Origin of the sequence: Streptococcus sp. 27098_8_23 (assembly GCF_041432195.1) — a bacterium.
Lineage (GTDB): Bacteria > Bacillota > Bacilli > Lactobacillales > Streptococcaceae > Streptococcus.
The window spans coordinates 21,094-45,860 of sequence record NZ_JAPVZF010000008.1 but is presented as its reverse complement, the minus strand read 5'-3'; the positions used below and the strand labels follow the sequence as shown (position 1 = coordinate 45,860).

Genomic DNA, 24,767 nt, shown 5'->3' with positions numbered 1-24,767 from the left:
ATTAAGTTTAAAGAGGGTACCCTATGAAATTACAAAAACCAAAAGGAACGCAGGATATTTTACCTGCTGAGTCTGCTAAGTGGCAATACGTTGAGGGCTTTGCCCGTGAAATTTTCAAGCGTTATAACTACGCAGAAGTTCGTACGCCTATTTTTGAGCATTACGAGGTCATCAGTCGCTCTGTCGGAGATACAACGGATATCGTAACCAAGGAAATGTACGATTTCTATGACAAGGGTGACCGCCATATCACTCTTCGTCCAGAAGGAACTGCGCCCGTTGTCCGTTCCTATGTGGAAAATAAACTCTTCGCACCAGAAGTGCAAAAGCCAAGTAAGTTCTATTACATGGGCCCTATGTTCCGTTATGAGCGTCCACAGGCAGGTCGTTTGCGTCAGTTCCACCAGATTGGTGTTGAGTGTTTTGGCTCTAGCAATCCAGCTACCGATGTGGAAACCATCGCTATGGCAGCTCATTTATTGAAAGAAATCGGCATCCAAGGTGTCAAATTGCACCTCAACACTCTTGGAAATCCTGAGAGCCGTGCGGCCTATCGTCAAGCCTTGATCGACTATTTGACACCGCTCAAGGAGACCTTGTCTAAGGATAGCCAACGTCGCTTGGAGGAAAATCCTCTCCGTGTCTTGGACTCTAAGGAAAAAGAAGACAAGGTGGCTGTAGAGAATGCGCCGTCTATTTTGGACTTCCTTGATGAAGAAAGCCAGGCTCATTTTGATGCTGTGCGTCAGATGTTGGAAAATCTTGGAGTAGACTATATTATCGATACCAATATGGTGCGTGGTCTGGACTACTACAACCACACGATTTTCGAGTTTATCACTGAGATTGAGGGCAATGACCTGACGGTCTGTGCAGGTGGTCGCTACGATGGCTTGGTTGCCTATTTTGGTGGCCCTGAGACTGCTGGATTTGGTTTTGGACTTGGTGTAGAGCGCCTGCTTCTCATCCTTGAAAAGCAAGGTGTGGTCCTTCCTATCGAAAATGCCCTTGATGTTTATATTGCTGTCTTGGGAGAAGGGGCAAATGTCAAGGCCTTGGAATTGGTACAAGCCCTTCGCCAACAAGGATTCAAAGCAGAACGTGATTACCTCAACCGTAAACTCAAAGCTCAGTTCAAGTCAGCCGATGTCTTTGCGGCTAAGACCCTCATCACTCTCGGAGAGAGCGAAGTCGAAAGCGGACAAGTCAAGGTCAAGAACAACCAAACTCGAGAAGAAGTGGAAGTTACGCTCGATACAATCAGCCAAAACTTTTCAGAAGTCTTTGAAAAATTAGGCTTTTAATAGTAGAAAAACTGGTCAGGATCTTATTCCTGACCCTCTTTTTCCTAGGATTAACATTGCTTTTGCTCGCTCAAAAATATCTTTATAAAACCATTACTACCGTTTCTATTTTTGCAAGAGGAATTCACTGATTAACTCTTTTAGTTGCGACTGTATTCCACATTTTTATCAAGATGATGTGAATAACAATGCTAAGTCTTCATTCCAAATAGGAGGTCCATATGAAATTACTTAAAAATCTTGGCTGGTTTCTTCTAGCCATTCTATCCTTTTACTTTGGCTATGGTCTGGTTCAGAGTATGGCTTTATCAGCGCTTGACCTAGGGGCTTCGATCTTTGGAGTCTTGCCACTCTATATCGCTCTGTCAGGGGCCTATGTTTATGGAGTTTACAGATGGTATCAGACAGAAAAGGTTAGCATCCAGACGACAGCTTTTAATCGTTATATCTGGTTGCCTACTCTGGTTTTGCTAGTGGCGATTACAGCTCAGTTCTTTTTGCCAGAAGATCCGTCAGTCAATCAACAAATCGTATCACAATTGACAGTTGCTCAGCCTGTATTTGGTTTCTTTATGGTGGTAGTCTTTGCTCCTCTGACGGAAGAACTCATCTTTAGAGGGATGTTAGCGCGCTATCTCTTTCCTAAGCAGAACAACGGCAAACAGACAGCTCTGTTTCTCCTCGTATCAAGTGTGCTTTTTGCCTTGATTCATTTTCCAGGGGCTTTGCAACAGTTTTTAGTTTATGCTAGTCTGGGATTGAGTTTGGGACTGGCTTATGTAAGCCGAAAAGGTCTTCTTTACAGCATTTCTCTCCACGCTTTGAATAATTTAATCGGCTTTTTGATGATACTCATGCTATAATAGAGTCAGGAGGTCACATGAAACGAGTAATTTTATTAGCAGTGATACAGGCGGTCGTTCTCTTCTTTATCATCGGGGCACTTGCCTATGCCTTTAAAGGCGACTTCTTTTACAACTATCTAGCGGTTGTCTTTGCGCCTATTGCAGGTGTCTTGCGTTTTGCGACAGCTTATGCGACGGAGATTGTTCTACCTAAAAAGGCAGCTGAGATTGCTGAAAAGCGTAAAAAAGGTTAAGAATCATAATCAGAGAATCCGATGACGTTTTCATCGGATTTTTTGTCTGTTCGTTTTGATTTCTAAAGACAATCAAACTTTTCTGCTGATTTTCATGAAGAGCCTGCGCTTTTATGGTAAAATAGTAACAGAATAAAAGAGGAGAGAAAACATGAAACGTAGTATGTATGCTGGTCGTGTTCGTGAGGAACATATCGGACAAGAGATTACTTTGAAAGGATGGGTTGGCCGTCGTCGTGACTTGGGTGGTTTAATCTTTATCGACCTTCGTGACCGTGAAGGGATCATGCAGTTGGTTATCAACCCTGAAAAAGTATCTGCAGAGGTCATGGCAACAGCTGAAAGTCTTCGCAGTGAGTTTGTCATCGAGGTGACTGGACAAGTCGTTGCGCGTGAGCAAGCTAATGATAAATTGCCGACTGGTGCAGTTGAGTTGAACGTGACAGCTTTGACGGTGCTTAATACAGCCAAAACAACACCTTTTGAGATTAAAGATGGGATTGAGGCCAATGACGATACACGTTTGCGTTACCGTTACCTTGACCTTCGTCGTCCAGAAATGCTAGAAAACCTTAAGCTTCGTGCCAAGGTGACCCACTCTATCCGTAATTACTTGGATGAGTTGGAGTTTATCGATGTGGAGACGCCATTCCTTTCGAAGTCAACGCCAGAAGGGGCGCGTGACTATTTGGTGCCATCTCGTGTCAATAAAGGGCATTTCTACGCTCTTCCTCAAAGTCCACAAATCACTAAGCAATTGTTGATGAATGCTGGTTTCGACCGCTATTACCAAATCGTCAAATGTTTCCGTGATGAGGACTTGCGTGGTGATCGTCAGCCTGAGTTCACCCAGGTCGACTTGGAAACATCCTTCCTTACGGAGCAAGAAATCCAAGATATTACAGAAGGATTGATTGCGCGCGTGATGAAAGAAACCAAAGGCATCGAAGTAACTCTTCCATTTCCTCGTATGAAGTATGATGATGCTATGGCCTTTTACGGTTCTGATAAGCCAGATACTCGTTTTGATATGTTGCTTCAGGACTTGACAGAAGTGGTTAGAGGTGTTGATTTCAAAGTCTTTTCAGAAGCACCTGCCGTTAAAGCTATTGTGGTCAAAGGAGCTGCGGATAACTACTCACGTAAAGACATCGACAAGATGACCGAAGTAGCCAAACAGTACGGTGCCAAAGGTCTTGCTTGGGTCAAGGTAGTTGAGGGAGAATTAAATGGACCAGTTGCCAAGTTCTTGACTGGGATGCAAGCAGAATTGACTGCAGCGCTTGGTCTTGAAGACAAGGATTTGGTTCTCTTTGTGGCGGATACGCTTGAAGTAGCAAATGCAACCCTTGGTGCCCTTCGTGGACGTATTGCCAAAGAGCTTGGCTTGATTGATAACGATAAATTCAACTTCCTTTGGGTGGTTGATTGGCCAATGTTTGAATGGTCTGAAGAAGAAGGTCGCTACATGAGCGCCCACCACCCATTTACCCTTCCACAGGAAGAAACAGCTCACGAATTAGAAGGTGATTTGGCTAAGGTTCGTGCCATTGCTTACGATATCGTCTTGAACGGTTATGAGCTTGGTGGTGGTAGTCTTCGTATCAACCAAAAAGACCTTCAAGAACGCATGTTTAAGGCTCTTGGTTTCTCATCTGAAGAAGCAAATGACCAGTTTGGCTTCCTTCTTGAAGCTATGGACTATGGTTTCCCACCACACGGTGGTTTGGCTCTTGGTCTTGACCGTTTTGTCATGTTGCTTGCAGGAGAAGAAAATATTCGTGAAGTCATTGCCTTTCCTAAGAACAATAAGGCAACCGACCCAATGACACAAGCTCCATCAACAGTCGCTCTCAAACAACTAGAGGAACTCAGCTTACAAGTAGAAGAAGATGAAACAAGCAAAACGAATTAAGCGGTGGCGCTATTATCTGCGCCGCTTTGCTTATCAGATAAAAATCTTACGAGTTTTACAAAGTATCTCTCGGGAAAAATATGATGAGAAAGTCTCGGCTTCTCTGGTTTATGGCTTTTTGTCAGCAGTAGCAGTCAATTTCTTTTTTCAACCAGGACACGTTTACTCCAGTGGTGCGACGGGTTTGGCACAGATTATCTCTGCTTTGAGTAATCACTGGTTTGGTTTTTATATTCCGATATCGCTGACCTTTTATGCCATCAATTTTCCGTTGATGATTTTGGCTTGGTATCAGATTGGGCATAAGTTTACAATCTTTACCTTTATCACAGTATCCATGAGTTCCCTCTTTATCCAGCTTGTGCCAGTTGTGACCTTGACAGAGGATCCCATCATCAATGCTCTTTTTGGGGGTGTTGTCATGGGCTTGGGGATTGGTTTTGCACTCCGTAACAATATTTCTAGCGGAGGTACAGATATCGTCAGTCTCACCATTCGAAAGAAAACGGGTAAGAATGTCGGCAGTATTTCTTTCTTGGTAAATGGAACCATCATGCTGATAGCAGGTCTGACCTTTGGTTGGAAATACGCCCTCTACTCTATGATCACCATTTTTGTATCGAGCCGTGTGACAGATGCGGTCTTTACAAAGCAAAAACGCATGCAGGCCATGATTGTGACCAATAATCCTGACAAGGTAATCGCAAAAATCCATAAAAAATTGCACCGCGGAGCAACCATGATCCACGATGCAGAAGGAACCTATAATCATGAGAGAAAAGCAGTCTTGATTACGGTTATCACGCGAGCAGAGTTTAATGATTTTAAACACATCATGAAACAGGTCGATCCGACAGCCTTTGTCTCTGTATCCGAAAATGTCCACATCCTAGGACGATTCGTAGAAACAGACAATTAATAATACTCAAAAGACCAGCCTTGAGGCTGGTCTTTATTTTTCGATAATTTTGTGTCCAATCAACTGGCGGTAACAAATCTGTTTATTGTTTTTGGCATCGTTAATAATCTGGAGAATGGTTTCAAAGGAAACGCGCCCGAGTTCTAAGCTATTGATATCCACATAGGCTGCCAAGTTCAGTTTAGGGTTGACCGAGTCAAAGCTGAGGACAGGGACATCCAGTTGGTGTTTTGCGATGTAATCACAGACCCCTGCAGCAAGAAGGCTATCAATAGTAATAATAGCATCAATATTTGGATCATGCTCGAAGAGAAGTTTACTAAAGCGATAACCATTATCTTCAAGAAATTCGGTCGCAAAGTAGGTCAGATTTGGATCAATAGGAAGTTGGTATTGTTTAAGAGCTAACTCATAACCCATTAGACGATCTTGTGTTACGAAAAGTTTTTTGGTTCCTCCGATGAAGGCAATTCGCTTGCATCCTTTTTTGATGAAATATTCTGTTGCATCAAAACCTGCCTGGACATTGTCATTATCGACAAGAGGGATAAAGGGTGAAGTGGATTTTCCGAGAATGAGGAAAGGGAACTGCTCATCGGCTACTAGTTTGACCAGAGGATCCTCTTCCTCAGCGTAGAGGAAAATCAAACCGTCAACACGCTTGCCATAAACCATCTGAGAAATTGCTTTGAGACGTTCTTTCTCATCTTTCCCCGTTGCAATTTGAATAGCGTAGTGGTTTTCAGACGCGACTTGGGCGATCCCTCGAAGGACAGATGGGAAGAAAGGATTTTGGTAAAAGGCATCCGAGTCGTCAGGGAGCACCAGGCCGATAACCTGAGTATAGCTACTTACCAAGCTACGAGCATTGAGGTTGGGATGGTAGTTGAGCTCCTTCATCGCCTTGCGAACTCGTTTTTTGGTTTCATCACTAATCGTTGATTTATTTTGAATGACGCGGGTAACAGTTGAAGGTGAGACACCTGCTGCTTTAGCCACATCTTTAATCGTCACGGGCATAAAAATCTCCTATTTATGATAATCTGGATCACGGAAATGTGTCTTGTAAAAAATAGTGACCAGATAAAGAACAAAAAGAATGTTTTGTACAGTGATAAGCGTTGTCATATTTTGGCCAAAAAGTCCCAAAATAAGCGTAATCAGAGTGGGTAATCCTAAACAGTTCAAGATAAAATGGTAGCACTCTTTAAAAGTCCTAAATGAAAAGAGGCGTGATTTTTTGGTGATATAAAGGAGAAGACTAGCTCCAAGAGAGACAATGAAGAAATTCAATCCAAAGAGGAAGCTTGCACCAAGAACGAGAAAGAGACTGATATAGACCCGATTTTGTTGGTACCAATCTTTAGAAATGGCTTGGGTTAAATCTTCCTTGCTCTGGAAACTCTCCGTTTGAATCGCGTGGTAGCGAATGCGAGTTAGTTCCTTACTTTCCTTACTGATGACGAGTTCTTCGGTATCAAAATGAAGTTGCAAGTCCTTTGGCAATTCCTTGCTTTGGCTCGGGCCAATCAAAAGAGAAGGCTGCTGATTCTTCGTACCTGAGTAGTTCAGCTTTCCATCTACGATTTGTGCATTCTCTGACAAGTCCATGATGGCTTCATCTGTCAGTGGAGTATAGACATTATCGATAAAGGTATCCAGTGGATACGTTTCCTGTGAGCTGTTTTGAATGGCAATCGGAACCATAGACAAACTGATGAGGAAAATGCTCGTAAAGAGAAGCTGAAACCAGTTGAGACCGAAACGTTTTGATAGGGGCTTACGAAATCCCCAAATACTTGAAAAATATGAAAATGGATATGGAAGCATTTGTATCTTTCTAAAAGGTGTTTTCTATATGAGTATTATTATATAGAGAAATGTGCTTTATTTCAAGTCTAGTAGATAAATTGCTTACTGAAAAGCTGATTTTGCTACTATTTGCAGTCTTGTGTCTAATCTTTCAACTTTAGAAACAAGATCAAAATGAAAAAGGGTGGCGGGGATAAATTATCCCTTGTCGCCACCACTTGTAAGTCCTGAAACAAAGTTCTTTTGTAGGAAGAAGAAGAGAATACAGATTGGAAGGGCGATGAGGATAGCACCTGCTGAGAAGTAGGCAATCTTCAAGTTTTTCACATTGCTGACAAAGGTCTGTAGACCAACGGCAACTGTAAAGTATTCTTTCTCACGAAGCAAGAAACTAGAGAGGATATAGTCTCCGAAAGGTCCCATGAAGGCCCAGAGCGCTTGTACTGCAACCATTGGACGAACGAGTGGGAGAACAATTTGCCAGAAGCGACGGAAGTGTCCTGCACCATCTAGTTTTGCTGATTCATCAAGAGACATTGGTACTGTGTCGAAGTAACCTTTCATCAACCAAGCGTTCATTGGGATACCACCACCGACATATAGGAAGATGAGGAACCAGCTATGGTTAAGGGCGTTCAACATAAGGGCCATAACGAAGAAGGCTGTCAAAGCGGCCATAGTTGGCACCATTTGGATGATCAAGAAGAAGACCAAACTTTGTTTACGAGCCAAGAAGTTGTAACGGCTGTAGGCGTAACCAGCAAGTACGATGATACTTGTTTGAACAGCCATTGTAATCAAAGCGATAATCAAAGTGTTGAGGTACCAAGTGCCGTACAAGGTTTCAGTGAAGAGCCCTTGGAAGTTGGCAAAGCTAAAGTCGACATTAGCATCTAGTTTAAAAGCTACGACGTTACCAGTCTTGAAGGCTGACATAATAGTAATCAAAAGTGGATAGATAATCACGATTGAAAGACCAATCAAGTAGAGGTAAGTGAGGGTTTGAGTCAGTCTACGTTTGAGTTTGATTGAGTTATTCATCTTAGACGTCCTCCATATCAAATGCGTGTAGTTTCTTGAATGCGATCATAGAGATAGAGATGACAATGATAGAGATGATCAAGGTAACAGCTGCCGCCATAGAGTATTGAGGAGATGTACCTGTTGTCAAACGATAAATCCATGAGATCAAGATATCAGTTGAACCGGCTCCACCACCAACGCTACCAGGACCTCCGCCGTTGAAGAGGTACATGATAGAGAAGTTGTTAAAGTTGAAGGTGTATTGGCTGATCAATGTTGGTGCTGCAACAGCCAAAATCATAGGGAAAGTGATGTTGCGGAATTTTTGCCAAGCATTGGCACCATCGATATAAGCCGCTTCGTAGAGGTCGTTAGGAATTGACTGCAAGATACCCAAAGTCAAAACGTAGATGTATGGGAATCCTAGCCAACCTTGCATCATAATCAAGGCAATCTTGGTCCAAGTTGGGTCTGTTTTCCAAGGGATAAGAGCACCGTCAAGGAAAGGAAGAACCTTAGCCAAGATAGGCAATACTTGAGTGTTGATGGCACCGACACTATCGTTAAACATGTTTGAGAATGTCAAGATAGTGATGAAGGCTGGAACAGCCCAAGGAAGAAGGAAAATAACACCAAAGATACGTTTTCCTTTGATAAATGGTTGGTTAGCAATGATAGCTGTGAAGATACCAATCACAATCTGCAAAGTAGAAGCAGACAAGGCCCAGATGATGGTCCAAGAAAGAACCGCACCGAAGGCTGAACGGAAGGTACTTAAGCTCCAGATGTTTGTAAAGTTCGTCAAGCCAACCCAGTCCAACAATTTGTTTGGTGGCAAGTGTTGGAAGTCATAGTTGGTAAAGGCAATCATCAAGGTTACGATAACTGGGAAGATAATCGCAAATGTCATTGCTACATACGATGGGATAATCAAAAGGTATGGGAATCCATTCTCATAAATACCTTTGATCATATCTTTAAAAGTCCGTGGGACAGGAATTCCATTGTTAATACGTTTTGCGATTGTATGTGCATCTTTAATATTTGAGAAATAAAAGAGCACATAAACGACTACAAAGATTAAATGGAAGGCACCACGAATCAACATAAAGAGGGAATTATCACGACCTGGCTTGTCACCAAGAGTGATCAAATTGTGCAATTCAGGGGCTGCAAGTGCTAGGAAATAAAGAACAAATACGATAGTGACACCAAGGAAGATAAAACCTTTGGCCTTTTGTTTATTGTAAATCTGTCCTAACCCAGGAATCACTGAAAGCAAGGCTGCTTTGCTAGGTTGTTGGTTTTCCATGAATACTCCTTTCATAGGATACGAGATTGAAGTTTGTCTCCAATTACTAGATAGGCAACTGCAATCATTCGTAAATTTATAAAATCAAAGGGGGATCTGTATTCTCCCCCCTTGTAACGAATTCAATTATTCACCAAATTTTTGTTTGATTGTTTCTTTGATCAATGTTACAGCATCGTTAGCAGCTGTCTTAGCATCTTTTTTACCACTTACAGCGTCAAAGAGCATTGTTTTAGCTGGATCCCAAACTGCTGACATTTGAGAAATGTTTGGCATTGGTTGAGCGTTCTTGAACTGTTTGATAACAGCTGTTGTCAACTCATCGTTTTTACCTTCAGCGTATGAACGAGCTTCAGTGTTAGCTGGGATTTCGTTAGTTGCATCGTAGAATGCTTTTTGTTGTTCAGTTGAAACAAGGAAGTCTACAAATTTTTGTGCAGCTTCAAGGTTCTTAGTGCTTGATGGGATGATCCAAGCTTTACCACCACCGAATGGTGTGTATTCTTTACCATTTGGAAGAGTTGGAATAGTAGCAACACCGTAGTTTACTTTAGCATCTTTGAATGCTTGAGCTTTCCAAGGACCGTCGATGATAGCAGCTGTTTTACCTTCTTGGAATTGAGTTTGGATCAAGTTTGCAGCACCTTCAGTATCTTGCATACCTTTAGGCCATTTTTCGTACCAAGATTTAGCGTAGTTGATACCTGTGATAGAACCGTCGTTTGCAAGACCGATGTCTTTAGCGTCTTTACCGTTTTGTCCGAATACGTAACCACCGTTACCAGCAAGGAGTCCGTATGCGTAGTAGAAGTTTGTCCAGTCGGCTAGGAATGCAGTAGTTTTGCCATCTTCACCAGCGAAAGCGTATTTGCTGTCTTTAGCAAGTTCTTCTAATTCAGCAAAAGTTTTTGGAGCTTCTTTTAGCAAGTCTTTGTTGTAGTACATAACAAGTGACTCAATAACGGCAGGAGCACCGTAAACTTTACCGTCAGCAGCTGTTACAAGAGATTTAGTCTTATCATCTGTTTTAGCGCCGTCGCTCAAAGTAACTTCTGAAAGTTGTCCGTCAGTACCAAGGCTACCTACGCGGTCGTATGGTGCCATCATAACGTCAGCAGCTTGACCTGATTGGTTGTCAAGAGAAAGTTTGTCAAGTCCACCAAGTTGGTCACCTGATTTGATGTTAACTTTTGTACCTGATTCTTTTTCATAAGCTGCAGCAACTTTTTCAGCGTAGGCTTTGTATTGGTCTTCAACGTAGAAAGTGATTTCTTTTGCTTCAGATGAGCTAGTATCAGCTGCTTTATCAGCAGTTTTGCTTCCGCAAGCTACCAAAAGTAAGCTAGCAAGAGTAGCAGTTCCGAGCACAGCAGCGCTCTTCATGAATTTAGATGACATAGTGTATTCCTCCTAAAGAATAACAAAAATAATTTAATGAGAAAACGCAAACGTTTTCTTTTACGAACTTAGTATAGCACAAATAGAAAACGGTTGCAAGCGTTTTTAGGAAAATTTTTAAAAAAATTTTAAGGATTCAAACATTTGTTAAAGCCTTTATATAGGAAAAAACTTAAAATGTTTGTTTCTCTTGAATGGAAAATATATTAGGGAAACGATTGCGTAAATTCTGCTCGATTTTTCAGAAAATAGAGCAGCTGTTTGGAATGAATTATCTTAAATCAGAAAATCTTTAAAATTTTTTTGGCTCATTTCATAAAATATCAGTGGGAACAAGTTTTGTTTGATTAAAATAATTCAAAAAAATTTTTTAAAACCGCTTGCATTTGTTTTTGAAATGCGTTATACTTAAATCAACGCAAACGTTTGCGCCTTGATTTGCGCAGCGTTTTATTACAAACACATGAGGTGCTATTATGAAAAAACGTCAAAGTGGTGTGTTGATGCACATCTCTTCTCTTCCAGGAGCTTACGGGATTGGATCATTTGGCCAAAGCGCCTATGATTTCGTTGATTTCTTGGTTCGTACCAAGCAACGTTACTGGCAAATCCTCCCTCTTGGGACAACAAGCTATGGAGATTCTCCATACCAATCATTCTCAGCCTTTGCTGGAAATACGCATTTTATCGACCTTGATATCTTGGTAGAGCAAGGCTTGCTCGAAGCCAGTGACCTTGAAGGTGTTGACTTTGGTAGCGATGCATCTGAAGTTGATTATGCGAAGATTTATTATGCACGTCGTCCGCTTTTAGAAAAAGCAGTTAAACGCTTCTTGGAAGTGGGAGATGTCAAAGATTTTGAGAAGTTTGCTCAAGACAACCAATCATGGCTTGAACTCTTCGCTGAGTATATGGCGATCAAAGAGCATTTTGACAATCTTGCTTGGACAGAATGGCCAGATGCAGATGCTCGTGCCCGTAAAGCTTCAGCGCTTGAAAGCTACCGTGAGAAATTGGCAGACAAGTTGGTTTACCACCGTGTGACACAATACTTCTTCTTCCAACAATGGTTGAAATTGAAAGCCTACGCTAACGATAACCACATCGAAATCGTTGGGGACATGCCTATCTACGTAGCGGAAGATTCAAGCGACATGTGGGCAAATCCACACCTCTTCAAGACAGATGCCAATGGTAAAGCAACTTGCATCGCAGGATGCCCACCAGATGAGTTTTCTGCAACTGGTCAGCTTTGGGGCAACCCAATCTATGACTGGGAAGCAATGGACAAAGACGGTTACAAATGGTGGGTTGAACGCTTGCGCGAAAGCTTCAAGATCTACGATATCGTTCGTATCGACCACTTCCGTGGTTTCGAATCTTACTGGGAAATTCCTGCTGGTTCCGATACAGCAGCACCTGGTAAATGGGTGAAAGGTCCAGGCTACAAACTCTTTGCAGCCGTTAAGGAAGAGCTTGGTGAGCTAAACATCATCGCAGAAGACCTTGGTTTCATGACAGATGAAGTCATCGAGTTGCGTGAACGTACTGGCTTCCCAGGAATGAAGATTCTTCAATTCGCCTTCAACCCAGAAGATGAAAGTATCGATAGCCCACACTTGGCACCTGCCAACTCTGTTATGTACACAGGAACACACGATAATAACACTGTTCTTGGTTGGTACCGTAATGAAATCGACGATCCAACTCGTGAATACATGGCTCGTTACACGAACCGTAAAGAGTACGAAACAGTGCCACACGCAATGCTTCGCACAGTCTTTTCATCTGTTAGCTTCATGGCTATTGCAACTATGCAAGACTTGCTAGAACTAGATGAGTCAGCTCGTATGAACTTCCCATCTACTCTTGGCGGAAACTGGTCATGGCGTATGACAGCAGACCAACTCACACCAGCTGTTGAAGAAACTTTGCTTGACTTGACTACAATTTATCGCCGAATCAATGAAAATTTGGTAGAATTAAAGAAATAAGACATTATCAGGAGACACATAAACATGTTACCATTAAACGAATTTGTACAAAAACGTTACAATAAAACCATTGCAGAATGTAGCAATGAAGAGCTTTACCTTGCTCTTCTTAACTACAGCAAGCTTGCAAGCAGCCAAAAACCAGTTAACACTGGTAAGAAAAAGGTTTACTACATCTCAGCTGAGTTCTTGATCGGTAAACTCTTGTCAAACAACTTGATTAACCTTGGTCTTTATGACGAAGTTAAAAAAGAGCTTGCAGCTGCAGGTAAAGAGTTGATCGAAATCGAAGAAGTAGAATTGGAACCATCACTTGGTAACGGTGGTTTGGGACGTTTGGCAGCCTGCTTTATCGACTCAATCGCTACACTTGGTTTGAATGGTGACGGTGTTGGATTGAACTACCACTTCGGTCTTTTCCAACAAGTTCTTAAAAACAACCAACAAGAAACAATTCCTAACGCTTGGTTGACAGAGCAAAACTGGTTGGTACGCTCAAGCCGTAGCTACCAAGTGCCATTTGCACACTTCACATTGACATCTACCCTTTATGATATTGATGTACCTGGTTACAAGACAGCTACTAAAAACCGCTTGCGTTTGTTTGACTTGGATTCAGTTGATTCTTCTATCATCGAAGATGGTATCAACTTTGACAAGACAGATATCGCTCGCAACTTGACTCTCTTCCTTTACCCAGACGATAGCGACAAGCAAGGTGAATTGCTCCGTATCTTCCAACAATACTTCATGGTTTCAAACGGTGCGCAATTGATCATCGACGAAGCAATCGAAAAAGGAAGCAACTTGCATGACCTTGCAGACTACGCTGTTGTACAAATCAACGATACTCACCCATCAATGGTGATTCCTGAATTGATCCGTCTCTTGACTGCGCGAGGTATCGAGCTTGATGAAGCAATCTCAATCGTACGTAGCATGACTGCCTACACTAACCACACAATCCTTGCTGAAGCCCTTGAAAAATGGCCTCTTGAATTCTTGGAAGAAGTGGTTCCTCACTTGGTACCAATCATCGAAGAATTGGACCGTCGTGTGAAGGCAGAATACAAAGACCCAGCTGTTCAAATCATCGATGAGAGCGGACGTGTTCACATGGCTCACATGGATATCCACTACGGATACAGTGTAAACGGGGTTGCAGCTCTTCACACTGAAATCTTGAAGAACTCAGAGTTGAAAGCTTTCTACGACATCTACCCAGAAAAATTCAACAACAAAACAAACGGTATCACATTCCGTCGTTGGCTCATGCATGCTAACCCAAGCTTGTCTCACTACTTGGATGAGATTCTTGGACATGGTTGGCACCATGAAGCAGATGAGCTTGAAAAACTCTTGTCATACGAAGACAAGGCTGCTGTTAAAGAAAAATTGGAAAGCATCAAGGCTCACAACAAACGTAAATTGGCTCGTCACTTGAAAGAACACCAAGGTGTGGAAATCAATACAAACTCTATCTTTGACATCCAAATCAAACGTCTTCACGAGTACAAACGCCAACAAATGAACGCTTTGTATGTGATCCACAAATACCTTGATATCAAGGCTGGTAACATCCCTGCTCGTCCTATCACAGTATTCTTCGGTGGTAAAGCTGCTCCTGCCTACACAATCGCTCAAGACATCATTCACTTGATCCTTTGCTTGTCAGAAGTGATTGCTAACGACCCAGCTGTAGCTCCACACTTGCAAGTCGTAATGGTTGAAAACTACAACGTTACTGCAGCAAGCTTCTTGATCCCAGCATGTGACATCTCAGAACAAATCTCACTTGCTTCTAAAGAAGCTTCAGGTACTGGTAACATGAAATTCATGTTGAACGGTGCTTTGACTCTTGGTACTATGGACGGTGCTAACGTGGAAATCGCTGAGTTGGTTGGCGACGAAAACATCTATATCTTTGGTGAAGATTCAGAAACTGTTATCGACCTTTACGCAAAAGCAGCTTACAAATCAAGCGAATTCTATGCTCGTGAAGCTATCAAACCTTTGGTTGACTTCATTGTGAGCGATGCTGTTCTTGCAGTAGGTAAGAAAGAACGCTTGGAACGTCTTTACAACGAATTGATCAACAAAGACTGGTTCATGACTCTCCTTGACTTGGAAGACTACATTAAAGTCAAAGAGCAAATGCTTGCTGACTACGAAGACCGCGACGCATGGTTGGATAAAGTCATCGTTAACATTGCCAAAGCAGGATTCTTCTCATCTGACCGTACAATCGCTCAGTACAACGAAGATATCTGGCACTTGAACTAAGATACAAAATTTATACTAATCACTTTGTAAAAAAAGCGAATTTCAATTGAAATTCGCTTTTTTGAATGATGTGGATTTTAGCCAATCAGGTCTAAAAAGAGATAAATCATAGATACGTTGAAGTTTTAGAAATACTGCTTTTTACTGTATTTCAGTCTCATGATTCTTCGTAGTTGATGGCCTCGTATTTCTTGTATCCGCTTATAATTTGTATTATAATAGCATTGTGGTGAAGAAAGAAGGTGTTTTTATGTGGAAAAAATATTTTTCAAAATATAAATGGACTGATTTATTTTGGATACTATTTGTGGTTTTGTCATCACTCTCGATGGGGAATCGTACTCTTTTTCCACTTACCCATCAAGAAATCTCTTATCATGGGTGCTATTTGGGGATTACACTTGCCTCATTTCACTTATTATTCATTGATAAATTTGTCATTTCGAATCGAAAATAAATGGAGAGGTTAAAATTTTTTCCACTTTTCGGATAGACAGTTGAAAAATCGCGATTTAAACCCACACCTCAAGAAGAGGTGCGGGTTTTTGTCTTATCTGAAAGATTTGTTTACCGTACTTTCCCAACTAGAATCTCTGCTTCAATGGTAATCTCTGTCAGTTGGCTCCAGTCAATCTTGGTATGGTCAACGTGAAAGAGTAAGGGCGTCATGGCAAGCAGGGCTTGGCGTTGCTCAGCCGAGATAGGTTTTGTTAAGGAAGCAATCTGACTAGATTGGATGCTGAAATGTTCCTGGAAATGTTCTTTGATATCTTGGTTGGAATAATCCTTCTTTGTCAGCTGGTCCTGCACCATTTGACGGATTTCTTTGAGGTGATTTTCAGTTGGGATGACCTTGATCAAAATACCGTCTTTGGATAAAACGCGACGGAATTCCCCATAGTTGGCAGGCGAGAAGATATCAAGCAGGATATCCATGCTGGCGTCTTTTATAGGAAGACGAGCCAGGTCGCCGACAAACCAGTTGACCGCCCAGTTTGGTTCGCTCTTGGCAGCGATTTGAACGGAATCTTTTGAAATATCAAAGGCGTAAAAGGTTTTGTCAGAGTGACTTTCTTGGAGTTTACGAGAGTAGAAACCTTCGCCACAACCGATATCCAAGACTGTTTTTGCGGATGGATTAGTTGTTAGTAAGTCCGAGATACCTTCTAAAATAGCCTGATAAAAACCAGCTTCAAGAATTTGCTGGCGGTTTTGGAAGTTTTCCTTGTCGTAGTTGGCAGATTGCTTGATTTGCGGAGCCAAGTTGACATAGCCGAATTTTGCCAGATCAAAAGAATGGCGGTTGCTACACTTGAGGCTAGACTCTACCAAGGCCAGATTTTCTTGGCAGATAGGGCAGGAAAAGGCAGTCGCAGAAGCAAAACGCTGAAGTTTGGGTTTGAGGTTTGTATTCATAGTTTAAGTGTATCAAAAGAGGCAAATGAAAGCAACTTTAGAAATAAGTAGATGGGAGATTCAGTAGAAATAAAACTAATTCTCCAATTTATAGAATAAAATTGCTTTTATATCTAAATTTCTATATAATAATGATAAGGAGGAAATAAGTATGTTAAAAGAAGTATTAACCGTTGCAAAAGTTGCGAAAAAATCATCACTCTTTTTGGGTGGTGTCGCATTTGGTACCCTTGGTTTGAAAATCTTGGCAAGTAAGGAAGCTAAAAAAGGTTATTCTAAAGCTTTGGCTAAGGCTTACAAGTTGAAAGACGGGCTAGATGCATCTGTTTCTGTTGTGAAACAACATGGAGACGATGTCTTGCAAGATGCCAAATATTTGTACGAGCAAGAGAAAAAAGAAGAGCAATTAGATAGCCTTATAGGAGAATAATATGTCTTTTAAAGTGCTACATAGAGGATACCAACATATCCGACTATCATCTTCTTTTTCACTCACCTTGGATATTCAAGACTATCTTCGTTCCTTGGCGAGAGATGAAAAGGGGATTGAGTCTATCCAGTTTTACATGGATCAACAGCACTTTACTCTACGCATAAAAGAAGGCTTTTCTGTATTAGATAATGCAGAAGCCTTTTTAAAAAGAATTGATAAAGGGAAAGTTTCTGAGTTGATGACTCTTCCCATTCGTAGAGAAGAGAGTGCTTATTCTATTGTTTCAGGTGCAGCGATTAAGCGTGTACTTTTTCGTAGTTTTGTGCCGTATCCTATTCGCTATATATGGACTTGTTATCAGGCTTTGGGTTATATTAGAGAAGCCTATCAAACACTAGCGCGTAAGGAACTAACGATGGAAGTCTTGGACTGTTCGGCGATTTTATTGTCCTTGTTTATGAACCAATCCAAGACAGCTAGCAATATCATGTTTATGCTTGATTTGGGGAATCATTTAGATCAGTGGTCTTTGAAAAAAACTGCAACAGATTTAGAACAAAGCCTTCTTGCAAAAGAGAGCGACGTATTCTTAGTACAGGGCGATACGGTTGTTAGTATCAAGAGTTCCGATGTTCAAATAGGAGATGTCTTGGTCCTATCTCAAGGAAATGAAATTCTGTTTGATGGACAAGTAGTTTCAGGTTTAGGTATGGTCAACGAAAGTTCCTTGACGGGAGAGAGTTTTCCAGTTGAAAAAAGAGAGTCTGATTTGGTTTGTGCAAATACAGTATTAGAAACTGGAGAGTTACGCATTCGTGTAACCGATAATCAGATGAACAGCCGGATTTTACAACTGATTGAGTTAATGAAGAAATCTGAAGAAAACAAGAAAACGAAACAACGCTATTTCATCAAGATGGCGGATAAGGTCGTCAAATATAATTTCTTGGGGGCTGGGCTAACTTACCTATTAACAGGTTCTTTTTCTAAGGCTATTTCTTTCCTATTAGTCGATTTCTCCTGCGCTTTGAAAATCTCTACTCCTGTAGCTTATTTGACAGCTATCAAGGAGGGGTTGAACCGTGAAATGGTGATTAAGGATGGGGATGTTCTGGAGAAATATCTGGAAGTTGATACTTTCTTGTTTGATAAGACGGGAACAATCACAACTAGTTATCCTATAGTTGAAAAGGTGTTACCTTTTGGGGACTATAGTGAGGAAGATATTCTCAGAATCAGTGCCTGTCTTGAGGAACACATTTATCATCCTATTGCTAATGCCATCGTCAAGCAAGCTGAGATAGAGGGAATTGAACATGAGGAAATGCATGGGAAACTCCAATATATTGCAAGCAAGGGGATCAAATCTCATATAGATGGCCAACCAGTTCTTATTGGGAATTATGTCTTGATGCAGGATGAGCAGATTCATATCAGTTCAGAACAAAATGCTTTAATTGAAGAGTACAAGAGTCACTACAATCTCTTATTCTTGGCTTATCAGAATGAATTGATTGGAATGTTCTGCATTCATACTCCTTTGAGAAAAGAAGCAAAAGCAGCCTTGGAGAAACTTAAGGCACAAGGGAAAAAATTGATTCTGGCAACAGGGGACACCTTGGTTAGGACAGAGGAATTAGTCAAAGATTTGCCCTTTGATCAGGTCTATACAGACTTGAAACCTGATGGGAAATTTGAGTTAGTAGAGGAACTGCAGAAAGCAGGTCACACGATTTTGATGGTTGGAGATGGATTGAATGACTCAGCGGCTCTAACCCTATCAGATATCGGTGTGGTGATGAATGAGAGTGCAGATATTTCTAAGCAGATGAGCGATATCTTATTGTTAGATAATCGTTTGGATTTCTTCCAAGAGTTGGATTGGCTATCATCATCTTTGCAAACACTCATCAAGAAGAATATTCAAGATACCGTTGTCGTAAATAGTAGTTTGATTGGCTTTGGCTTGTTTAATTGGCTCAGTCCTTCAAACCTCTCTATCCTACATAATCTAACAACCTTACGCATAGTCCTGCGTAGCCTGTCTATTAAGGGATAGGTGGGGACTATTCACAGCAAAAAGGAGTTACCTTTCTCGAGGGTAACTCCTTTGTTTATAGGTAAATGTTTAACAATTTAGTAAGTCAACACAAAGTATTTCTTCTTCCCGCGGCGGATAACAGTGAGTTCGTTTTCTAACTTATCTGCGTCACTCAAGACATAGTCAAGGTCTTGGATACGGTCGCCGTTGACGTAGATAGCTCCGTTTTGGACGTCTTCACGGGCTTGGCGTTTTGAATTCACCACACCAGATGACACGAGGAGTTCCACGATATTGTGGTTTTCGTCTGCTTTTACTTGGTAGTTTGGCACTCCACGAAGTCCTTGTTTGAGTTCTTTGACAGAAAGGTTTTTGATGTTTCCAGCAAAGAGTTGCTCGGTGATGTTAAGGGCTTCTTTGTAAGCTTCTTCTCCGTGAACAAGAGTCACGACTTCACGAGCGAGGACCTTTTGTGCCAAGCGTTCGTGTGGAGCCGCTTCAAACTCTTTGCGGATGTCTTCAATCTCATCGAGTGACAAGAAGGTAAAGATTTTCAAGAAGCGAACAGCGTCAGCATCCATCACGTTCATCCAGAATTGGTACATTTCGTATGGAGAAGTCTTTTCAGGGTTAAGCCAAACTGCGTTTCCTTCTGACTTACCAAATTTCTTACCAGTTGCGTCTGTGATGAGTGGAACAGTGATCACGTGACCAGTCTTGTCAGCCTTACGACGAAGCAATTCGGTACCAGCTGTCATATTTCCCCACTGGTCAGAACCACCGATTTGCAGAGTAACATTGTAGTCTTGGTTAAGGACATAGAAGTCGTACCCTTGCATGATTTGGTAGGCAAACTCAGTGTAAGAAATCCCTGTCTCGATCCGTTTCTTCACAGATTCCTTACTCATCATGTAGTTGACAGTGAAGTATTTTCCGACGTCACGGAGGAAGTCAATGAAGCTGATACTGCCAAACCAGTCGTAGTTGTTGACCATGACAGCCTTATTTTCACCATTTTCAAAGTCAAGAAAACGAGAAAGTTGCCCTTGGATAGACTTGACCCAGCCCTCTACTGTGTCTTTTGTTTGGAGACTACGCTCAGCATCTTTGAAGGACGGATCTCCGATGAGACCTGTAGCACCGCCAACGAGCGCATAAGGTTTGTGACCTGCTAGTTGCAAACGACGACTGGTCAAGATTGCGACAAGGTGACCGAGGTGAAGGCTGTCAGCAGTTGGATCGTAGCCAGTATAATAAGAAACTTGACCTTCTTCTAGGGCTTTACGCAAAGCTTCTTCATCAGTCGTTTGAAAAATCAAACCACGCTCTTTTAGCTCATCAAAAATGTGCATGTGTCTTTTCTCCTTTTTAAAATATTGTTTCTACCTATTGTATCACAAACTTGATTAATAGCCTAGTGGAATAGGGAAGAAAGTGGCTATTTTATTGAAAGTTTCCCTTTTATGGTATAATAGAGAAAGCGAGGACATTCATGAAAGAAAGAATTAATGAATTAAAAACAAACATACTGCATTTTTTCCAGCAGCTAATGCAACGAATTGCAAAATGGAAGAAAAGACTAGCAGAAAAACTAGCTAATAAGAAAACCAGTAAAAAGGGGACCTCTTCTAACAAAGTTAGAAGGGCAGGGTCTATTTTTGCTAAGATTTTAAGTGGGTTTAAAATAGTCTTTAATACTCTCTTTATCTTAGGCTTTATCGGTGGACTGTTTGGCGCTGGTGTGGCTATGGGTTATGGAGTCGCTCTATTTGACAAGGCCCAGGTCCCTCAAGCAGAAGAGTTGGTCAAGCAAGTGAAGGATATTGCCTCCATCTCAGAAATCACTTATTCTGACGGCAGTACCATTGCCTCGATCGAGGGCGATTTATTGCGCACTTCAGTCGCTTCAGATGCTATCTCAGACAACCTTAAGAAAGCCATTGTTGCGACAGAGGACGAGCATTTCAATGAGCACAAGGGAGTTGTGCCTAAGGCCGTTATTCGTGCGACCTTGGGAACCTTTGTCGGTCTAGGCTCGTCTAGTGGTGGTTCGACCTTGACCCAGCAGGTCATCAAGCAGCAAGTGGTGGGGGATGCTCCAACTCTAGCTCGTAAGGCTAAAGAGATTATTGATGCTCTAGCTTTAGAACGGGCTATGGGTAAGGATGAGATTTTGACAACCTACCTTAACATAGCTCCTTTTGGTCGCAATCATAAAGGTCAAAATATTGCAGGTGCCCAGCAGGCTGCAGAAGGAATCTTTGGGGTCAATGCTTCGGATTTAACGATCCCTCAAGCTGCCTTTATCGCAGGGTTGCCACAGAGTCCAATCAGTTATTCTCCTTATGAATCTGATGGTAGTATGAAGAGTGATGAGGACATGGCTTTGGGAATTAAGCGTGCCAAGGATGTCCTCTACAATATGTACCGGACAGGGGCTCTAAGTCAGGAAGACTACGATAAGTACAAAGATTATGACTTTAAGAAAGACTTCCTACCATCCGGTAGTGTTAGTGGTACTTCGCGTGACTATCTCTACTATGCAACCTTGGCAGAAGCTACGGACCGCATGTACGACTACCTTGTCCAACGAGATAATGTCTCTGCGCAAGAATTAAAGAATGAGTCCATTCAGAAATCCTATCGCGATTTAGCCACTAAGGAAATTGAAAATGGTGGATATAAGATTACGACAACTATCAATAAAAATGTTCATGCTGCGATGCAAAATGCGGTTGCGACCTACGGCTATTTGCTAGATGATTCGACAGGCCAGCCTGAGGTGGGGAATGTCCTCATGGACAATCAAACGGGAGCTATCCTTGGATTTGTTGGTGGTCGTAACTATCAAGAAAATCAGAACAATCACGCTATCGATACCAAGCGTTCTCCAGCTTCAACCACAAAACCTATATTGGCCTATGGTATCGCTATTGACCAAGGTTTGATGGGAAGTGCAAGTATCTTGTCAAACTATCCTACCAACTTCTCAAACGGGAATCCCATCATGTATGTCAATAGTCCTGGTACAGGCATGATGACATTGGGAGAAGCCCTTAACTACTCATGGAATATCCCAGCCTACTGGACTTATCGTACGCTTCGAGAGAAGGGTGTTGATGTCAAAGGCTATATGGAAAAAATGGGTTACGAAATCCCAGAATATGGGATTGAAAGTCTACCGATGGGTGGGGGGATTGACGTTACAGTTGCCCAGCATACCAACGGGTATCAAACTCTGGCCAACAATGGAGTTTACCATAAGAAACATATGATCGCGAAGATCGAGTCAACGGATGGCCGATTGGTGTACGAGCACAAGGATGAGCCTGTCCAAGTTTATTCAAAAGCGACAGCAACCATTATGCAAAGTCTCCTTCGGGATGTTATCTCGTCTCGGATTACTTCAAGTTTCCAGACGGATTTGACGACTATCAATCCATCCCTAGCTCGTGCTGACTGGATCGGAAAAACTGGTACGACCAATGAAGATGAAAATATGTGGCTCATGCTTTCTACACCTCGCTTGACTTTGGGTGGCTGGTTAGGTCACGATGATAATCGACCACTAGCCAAAGGAGCAGGCCACTACCGCAATGCCAACTATATGGCCCACTTGGTCAATGCTATCCAACAAGCTGAACCTGGAATATGGGGGAATGAGCGCTTTAATCTGGATCCGAGTGTGACCAAGTCACAAGTTCTCCGATCTACAGGACAAAAACCGGGTAAGGTTTCCATCAATGGAAAAGAAATAGAAGTTTCTGGATCAACAGTAACGAGCTACTGGGCGACTAAAGAAGGCGCCCCAGTGACCACCTATCGCTTTGCTATTGGAGGAAGCGATGCAGATTATCTGAACGCATGGAAGAATATTCTAGGAAGCATTCCAGCAGTGACTCCTCCAAGCTCAAGTTCAAGCAGTAGCTCTGGAAGTTCAAGTTCGAGTGGAAATACTCAAAGTGGTTCTTCAGGACGTTCACGTCTATTTAATCGTTAAGAAAGAGTAGTAGCAGGGTTAGTAATTTCTCCTTGTTGCTACTTTTTTCTTTGTTGGTTTCGTGTTACAATAATAATATGAATCATTATCAGAAAAAGATTGTTAAGGGAACAGTATACTCGCTACTCTCAGGCCTAATCTGGGGGATTTGTGGGATTTTAGGAGAGTATTTTTTCACTCATTATCCAGTGTCTTCTGGATGGATTACTTCTATGCGTTTACTAGTGGCAGGGAGTTTGGTTTTAGGTTTATCTGCTTTTCAGTTGCGTAGTCGCTTGTTGGACATCTGGCGTGATAAGAAAAATTATCTACCTTTTTTAGCCTATGCTATTCTAGGTATTTTTTCTGTGCAGTTTTTCTTCTATCTCTGCGTTGAGTATTCCAATGCGACGACGGCGACCATTTTGCAATTTATCAGCCCTGTTTTTATCCTGTTTTACAATCGAATCATTTACCAGAAGAAGGCTTCTATTACAGCTGTTTTCTGTGTTTTGATTGCCATGCTAGGTGTTTTTTTGATGGCTACAAAAGGGGATTTGTCCCAGTTATCCATGACTCCTTTGGCTCTAGTGACAGGTTTGCTCAGTGCAGTAGGGGTCATGTTTAATGTTATCCTTCCCCAACGCTTTGCACGGCGCTACGGTTTCGTTCCGACTGTTGGTTGGGGGATGATTCTGGCAGGGCTCTTTAGTAATTTCCTTTACCCTATTTATGGGATAAGTTTTCAAGTGGATTTGGTAAGTGTGCTGATTTGTCTGACGATTGCCGTGTTTGGAACTGCTTTTGCCTTCTTCTTATCTATGAAGGCTGTGTCACTCGTTTCCCCGCTGGTTGTATCAGTGGTGAGTGCTAGCGAACCGCTTTCTTCAGCTTTATTAAGTGTTCTTTTTCTAGGATTGGTCATGGATGGTTTTTTGGCCTTGGCTATGGTGTTGATTATCGTTCCGATGATTTTCTTATCTGTAGAAGAAGCAAAACAAGCCAGGTAAAGATGATTATTTGATAGTTGAGGCTTCAAATTTGAGGCCTTTTTTGGTAGAATAGGTATCATTATAACGAACTAGGAGGCACCTATGACTGCTACAAAAATGAACGCTCAAGAAATTATCCAATTTATCGCCAATGCTGAAAAGAAAACCAGTGTTAAAGTAACCTTTGAAGGACAACTCGCAACTGCTGTGCCTAGCTCTGTTGTCAAACTAGGGAATGTTTTATTCGGAGACTGGAAGGACGTGGCTCCGCTTCTTGAAGGTTTGGTAGAAAATCAAGATTATGTTGTCGAGCAAGATGCTCGTAATTCTGCAGTTCCTTTGCTAGACAAACGTGCGATCAACGCTCGTATCGAGCCAGGTGCGATTATCCGTGACCAGGTAGAAATTGGTGACAATGCTGTTATCATGATGGGAGCAGTTATCAATATCGGTGCTGAAATCGGTGCTGGAACCATGATTGACATGGGTGCCATCCTTGGTGGCCGTGCTATCGTTGGAAAAAACAGCCACGTTGGTGCAGGTGCAGTTTTGGCGGGTGTGATTGAGCCAGCTAGCGCAGATCCAGTCCGTGTCGGAGACAATGTTCTTATCGGTGCCAATGCAGTGGTTATCGAAGGGGTCCAAATCGGCAGTGGTTCAGTTGTTGCAGCAGGAGCTATTGTTACCCAAGATGTTCCAGAAAACGTGGTTGTAGCAGGTGTTCCGGCTCGTATCATCAAAGAAATTGATGCCCAAACCCAACAAAAAACAGCGCTAGAGGATGCGCTTCGTACCTTGTAATTGTAAAAGTAAAAAAGAGGCGGAACCCTTTTTCCAGCCTCTTTCT

20 protein-coding genes are annotated in these 24,767 nt (G+C 42.0%); 13 read left to right on the top strand and 7 right to left on the bottom strand.

Translation table 11 applies throughout. The annotated features are described in order from the left end of the window. Nucleotides 1–23 precede the first annotated feature (23 nt). From hisS to O3652_RS08890, 5 genes are all read left to right on the top strand, one after another. A complete protein-coding gene (hisS, locus tag O3652_RS08910) occupies nt 24–1,304 on the top strand; it encodes a histidine--tRNA ligase (RefSeq protein WP_371590321.1) in 1,281 nt (426 codons plus the stop codon). Nucleotides 1,305–1,525: 221 nt separating this feature from the next. Next, nucleotides 1,526–2,167 carry a lysostaphin resistance A-like protein gene (locus O3652_RS08905; protein ID WP_371590320.1) on the top strand — a complete coding sequence of 214 codons (642 nt, stop codon included), beginning with the start codon at nt 1,526–1,528 and terminating at the stop codon, nt 2,165–2,167. Nucleotides 2,168–2,184: 17 nt separating this feature from the next. Continuing rightward, the gene (locus O3652_RS08900; protein ID WP_000832178.1) at nt 2,185–2,403 is read left to right on the top strand and encodes a hypothetical protein; all 219 of its coding nucleotides are present in this window, start codon (nt 2,185–2,187) and stop codon (nt 2,401–2,403) included. 151 nt (nt 2,404–2,554) lie between these two features. Next, nucleotides 2,555–4,318, top strand: a complete 1,764-nt coding sequence (gene aspS / locus O3652_RS08895; protein ID WP_371590319.1) for an aspartate--tRNA ligase — start codon at nt 2,555–2,557, stop codon at nt 4,316–4,318. Then, nucleotides 4,296–5,237 carry a YitT family protein gene (locus O3652_RS08890; RefSeq protein WP_000806299.1) on the top strand — a complete coding sequence of 314 codons (942 nt, stop codon included), beginning with the start codon at nt 4,296–4,298 and terminating at the stop codon, nt 5,235–5,237. Before aspS ends, O3652_RS08890 begins: the two co-directional genes overlap by 23 nt. Nucleotides 5,238–5,270: 33 nt before the next feature. On the opposite strand, the gene O3652_RS08885 is transcribed toward O3652_RS08890, so the two are convergent. The 5 genes from O3652_RS08885 to O3652_RS08865 all read right to left on the bottom strand — a co-directional run bounded on the left by O3652_RS08885 (nt 5,271) and on the right by O3652_RS08865 (nt 10,782). Continuing rightward, nucleotides 5,271–6,257 carry a LacI family DNA-binding transcriptional regulator gene (locus O3652_RS08885; protein ID WP_371590318.1) on the bottom strand — a complete coding sequence of 329 codons (987 nt, stop codon included), beginning with the start codon at nt 6,255–6,257 and terminating at the stop codon, nt 5,271–5,273. Between the two features lie 9 nt (nt 6,258–6,266). After that, the gene (locus tag O3652_RS08880) at nt 6,267–7,067 is read right to left on the bottom strand and encodes a DUF1189 domain-containing protein (RefSeq protein ID WP_371590317.1); all 801 of its coding nucleotides are present in this window, start codon (nt 7,065–7,067) and stop codon (nt 6,267–6,269) included. A gap of 180 nt (nt 7,068–7,247) precedes the next feature. Continuing rightward, complete coding sequence (locus O3652_RS08875; RefSeq protein ID WP_001065654.1) at nt 7,248–8,090, bottom strand: sugar ABC transporter permease; 843 nt, start codon at nt 8,088–8,090, stop codon at nt 7,248–7,250. 1 nt (nt 8,091) lies between these two features. Continuing rightward, complete coding sequence (locus O3652_RS08870) at nt 8,092–9,384, bottom strand: carbohydrate ABC transporter permease (protein ID WP_000431414.1); 1,293 nt, start codon at nt 9,382–9,384, stop codon at nt 8,092–8,094. A gap of 126 nt (nt 9,385–9,510) precedes the next feature. Then, the gene (locus tag O3652_RS08865; protein ID WP_049478972.1) at nt 9,511–10,782 is read right to left on the bottom strand and encodes an extracellular solute-binding protein; all 1,272 of its coding nucleotides are present in this window, start codon (nt 10,780–10,782) and stop codon (nt 9,511–9,513) included. Between the two features lie 476 nt (nt 10,783–11,258). On the opposite strand from O3652_RS08865, the gene malQ reads away from it, so the two are divergent. The 3 genes from malQ to O3652_RS08850 all read left to right on the top strand — a co-directional run bounded on the left by malQ (nt 11,259) and on the right by O3652_RS08850 (nt 15,516). Then, nucleotides 11,259–12,776, top strand: coding sequence for a 4-alpha-glucanotransferase (malQ, locus tag O3652_RS08860; protein WP_049501519.1), 1,518 nt, complete (start codon nt 11,259–11,261; stop codon nt 12,774–12,776). A 24-nt stretch (nt 12,777–12,800) separates the two neighbouring features. Next, nucleotides 12,801–15,059, top strand: a complete 2,259-nt coding sequence (glgP, locus tag O3652_RS08855; protein WP_084856257.1) for a glycogen/starch/alpha-glucan family phosphorylase — start codon at nt 12,801–12,803, stop codon at nt 15,057–15,059. A gap of 250 nt (nt 15,060–15,309) precedes the next feature. Then, the gene (locus O3652_RS08850; protein WP_009013759.1) at nt 15,310–15,516 is read left to right on the top strand and encodes a hypothetical protein; all 207 of its coding nucleotides are present in this window, start codon (nt 15,310–15,312) and stop codon (nt 15,514–15,516) included. Nucleotides 15,517–15,626: 110 nt separating this feature from the next. Here O3652_RS08850 and O3652_RS08845 read toward each other — a convergent pair whose 3' ends face one another. Then, entirely contained in the window at nt 15,627–16,475 is an 849-nt protein-coding gene (locus O3652_RS08845) for a putative RNA methyltransferase (protein WP_001095535.1), read from the bottom strand. A gap of 151 nt (nt 16,476–16,626) precedes the next feature. Here O3652_RS08845 and O3652_RS08840 point away from each other — a divergent pair, with 151 nt between their 5' ends. Further along, a complete protein-coding gene (locus O3652_RS08840) occupies nt 16,627–16,905 on the top strand; it encodes a DUF6110 family protein (RefSeq protein WP_000910910.1) in 279 nt (92 codons plus the stop codon). A gap of 1 nt (nt 16,906) precedes the next feature. Beyond that, entirely contained in the window at nt 16,907–18,967 is a 2,061-nt protein-coding gene (locus O3652_RS08835; protein ID WP_000008775.1) for a heavy metal translocating P-type ATPase, read from the top strand. A 77-nt stretch (nt 18,968–19,044) separates the two neighbouring features. Here O3652_RS08835 and tyrS read toward each other — a convergent pair whose 3' ends face one another. Continuing rightward, nucleotides 19,045–20,301 (bottom strand): tyrosine--tRNA ligase, encoded by a 1,257-nt coding sequence (gene tyrS / locus O3652_RS08830; RefSeq protein ID WP_044020095.1) that lies wholly within the window; start codon nt 20,299–20,301, stop codon nt 19,045–19,047. A 140-nt stretch (nt 20,302–20,441) separates the two neighbouring features. Here tyrS and pbp1b point away from each other — a divergent pair, with 140 nt between their 5' ends. The 3 genes from pbp1b to dapD all read left to right on the top strand — a co-directional run bounded on the left by pbp1b (nt 20,442) and on the right by dapD (nt 24,721). Next, nucleotides 20,442–22,949 (top strand): penicillin-binding protein PBP1B, encoded by a 2,508-nt coding sequence (gene pbp1b / locus O3652_RS08825; protein WP_125413530.1) that lies wholly within the window; start codon nt 20,442–20,444, stop codon nt 22,947–22,949. 77 nt (nt 22,950–23,026) lie between these two features. Next, nucleotides 23,027–23,938, top strand: a complete 912-nt coding sequence (locus O3652_RS08820; protein ID WP_125413531.1) for a DMT family transporter — start codon at nt 23,027–23,029, stop codon at nt 23,936–23,938. A gap of 84 nt (nt 23,939–24,022) precedes the next feature. Next, nucleotides 24,023–24,721, top strand: coding sequence for a 2,3,4,5-tetrahydropyridine-2,6-dicarboxylate N-acetyltransferase (dapD, locus tag O3652_RS08815; protein WP_125413532.1), 699 nt, complete (start codon nt 24,023–24,025; stop codon nt 24,719–24,721). Nucleotides 24,722–24,767 lie beyond the last annotated feature (46 nt).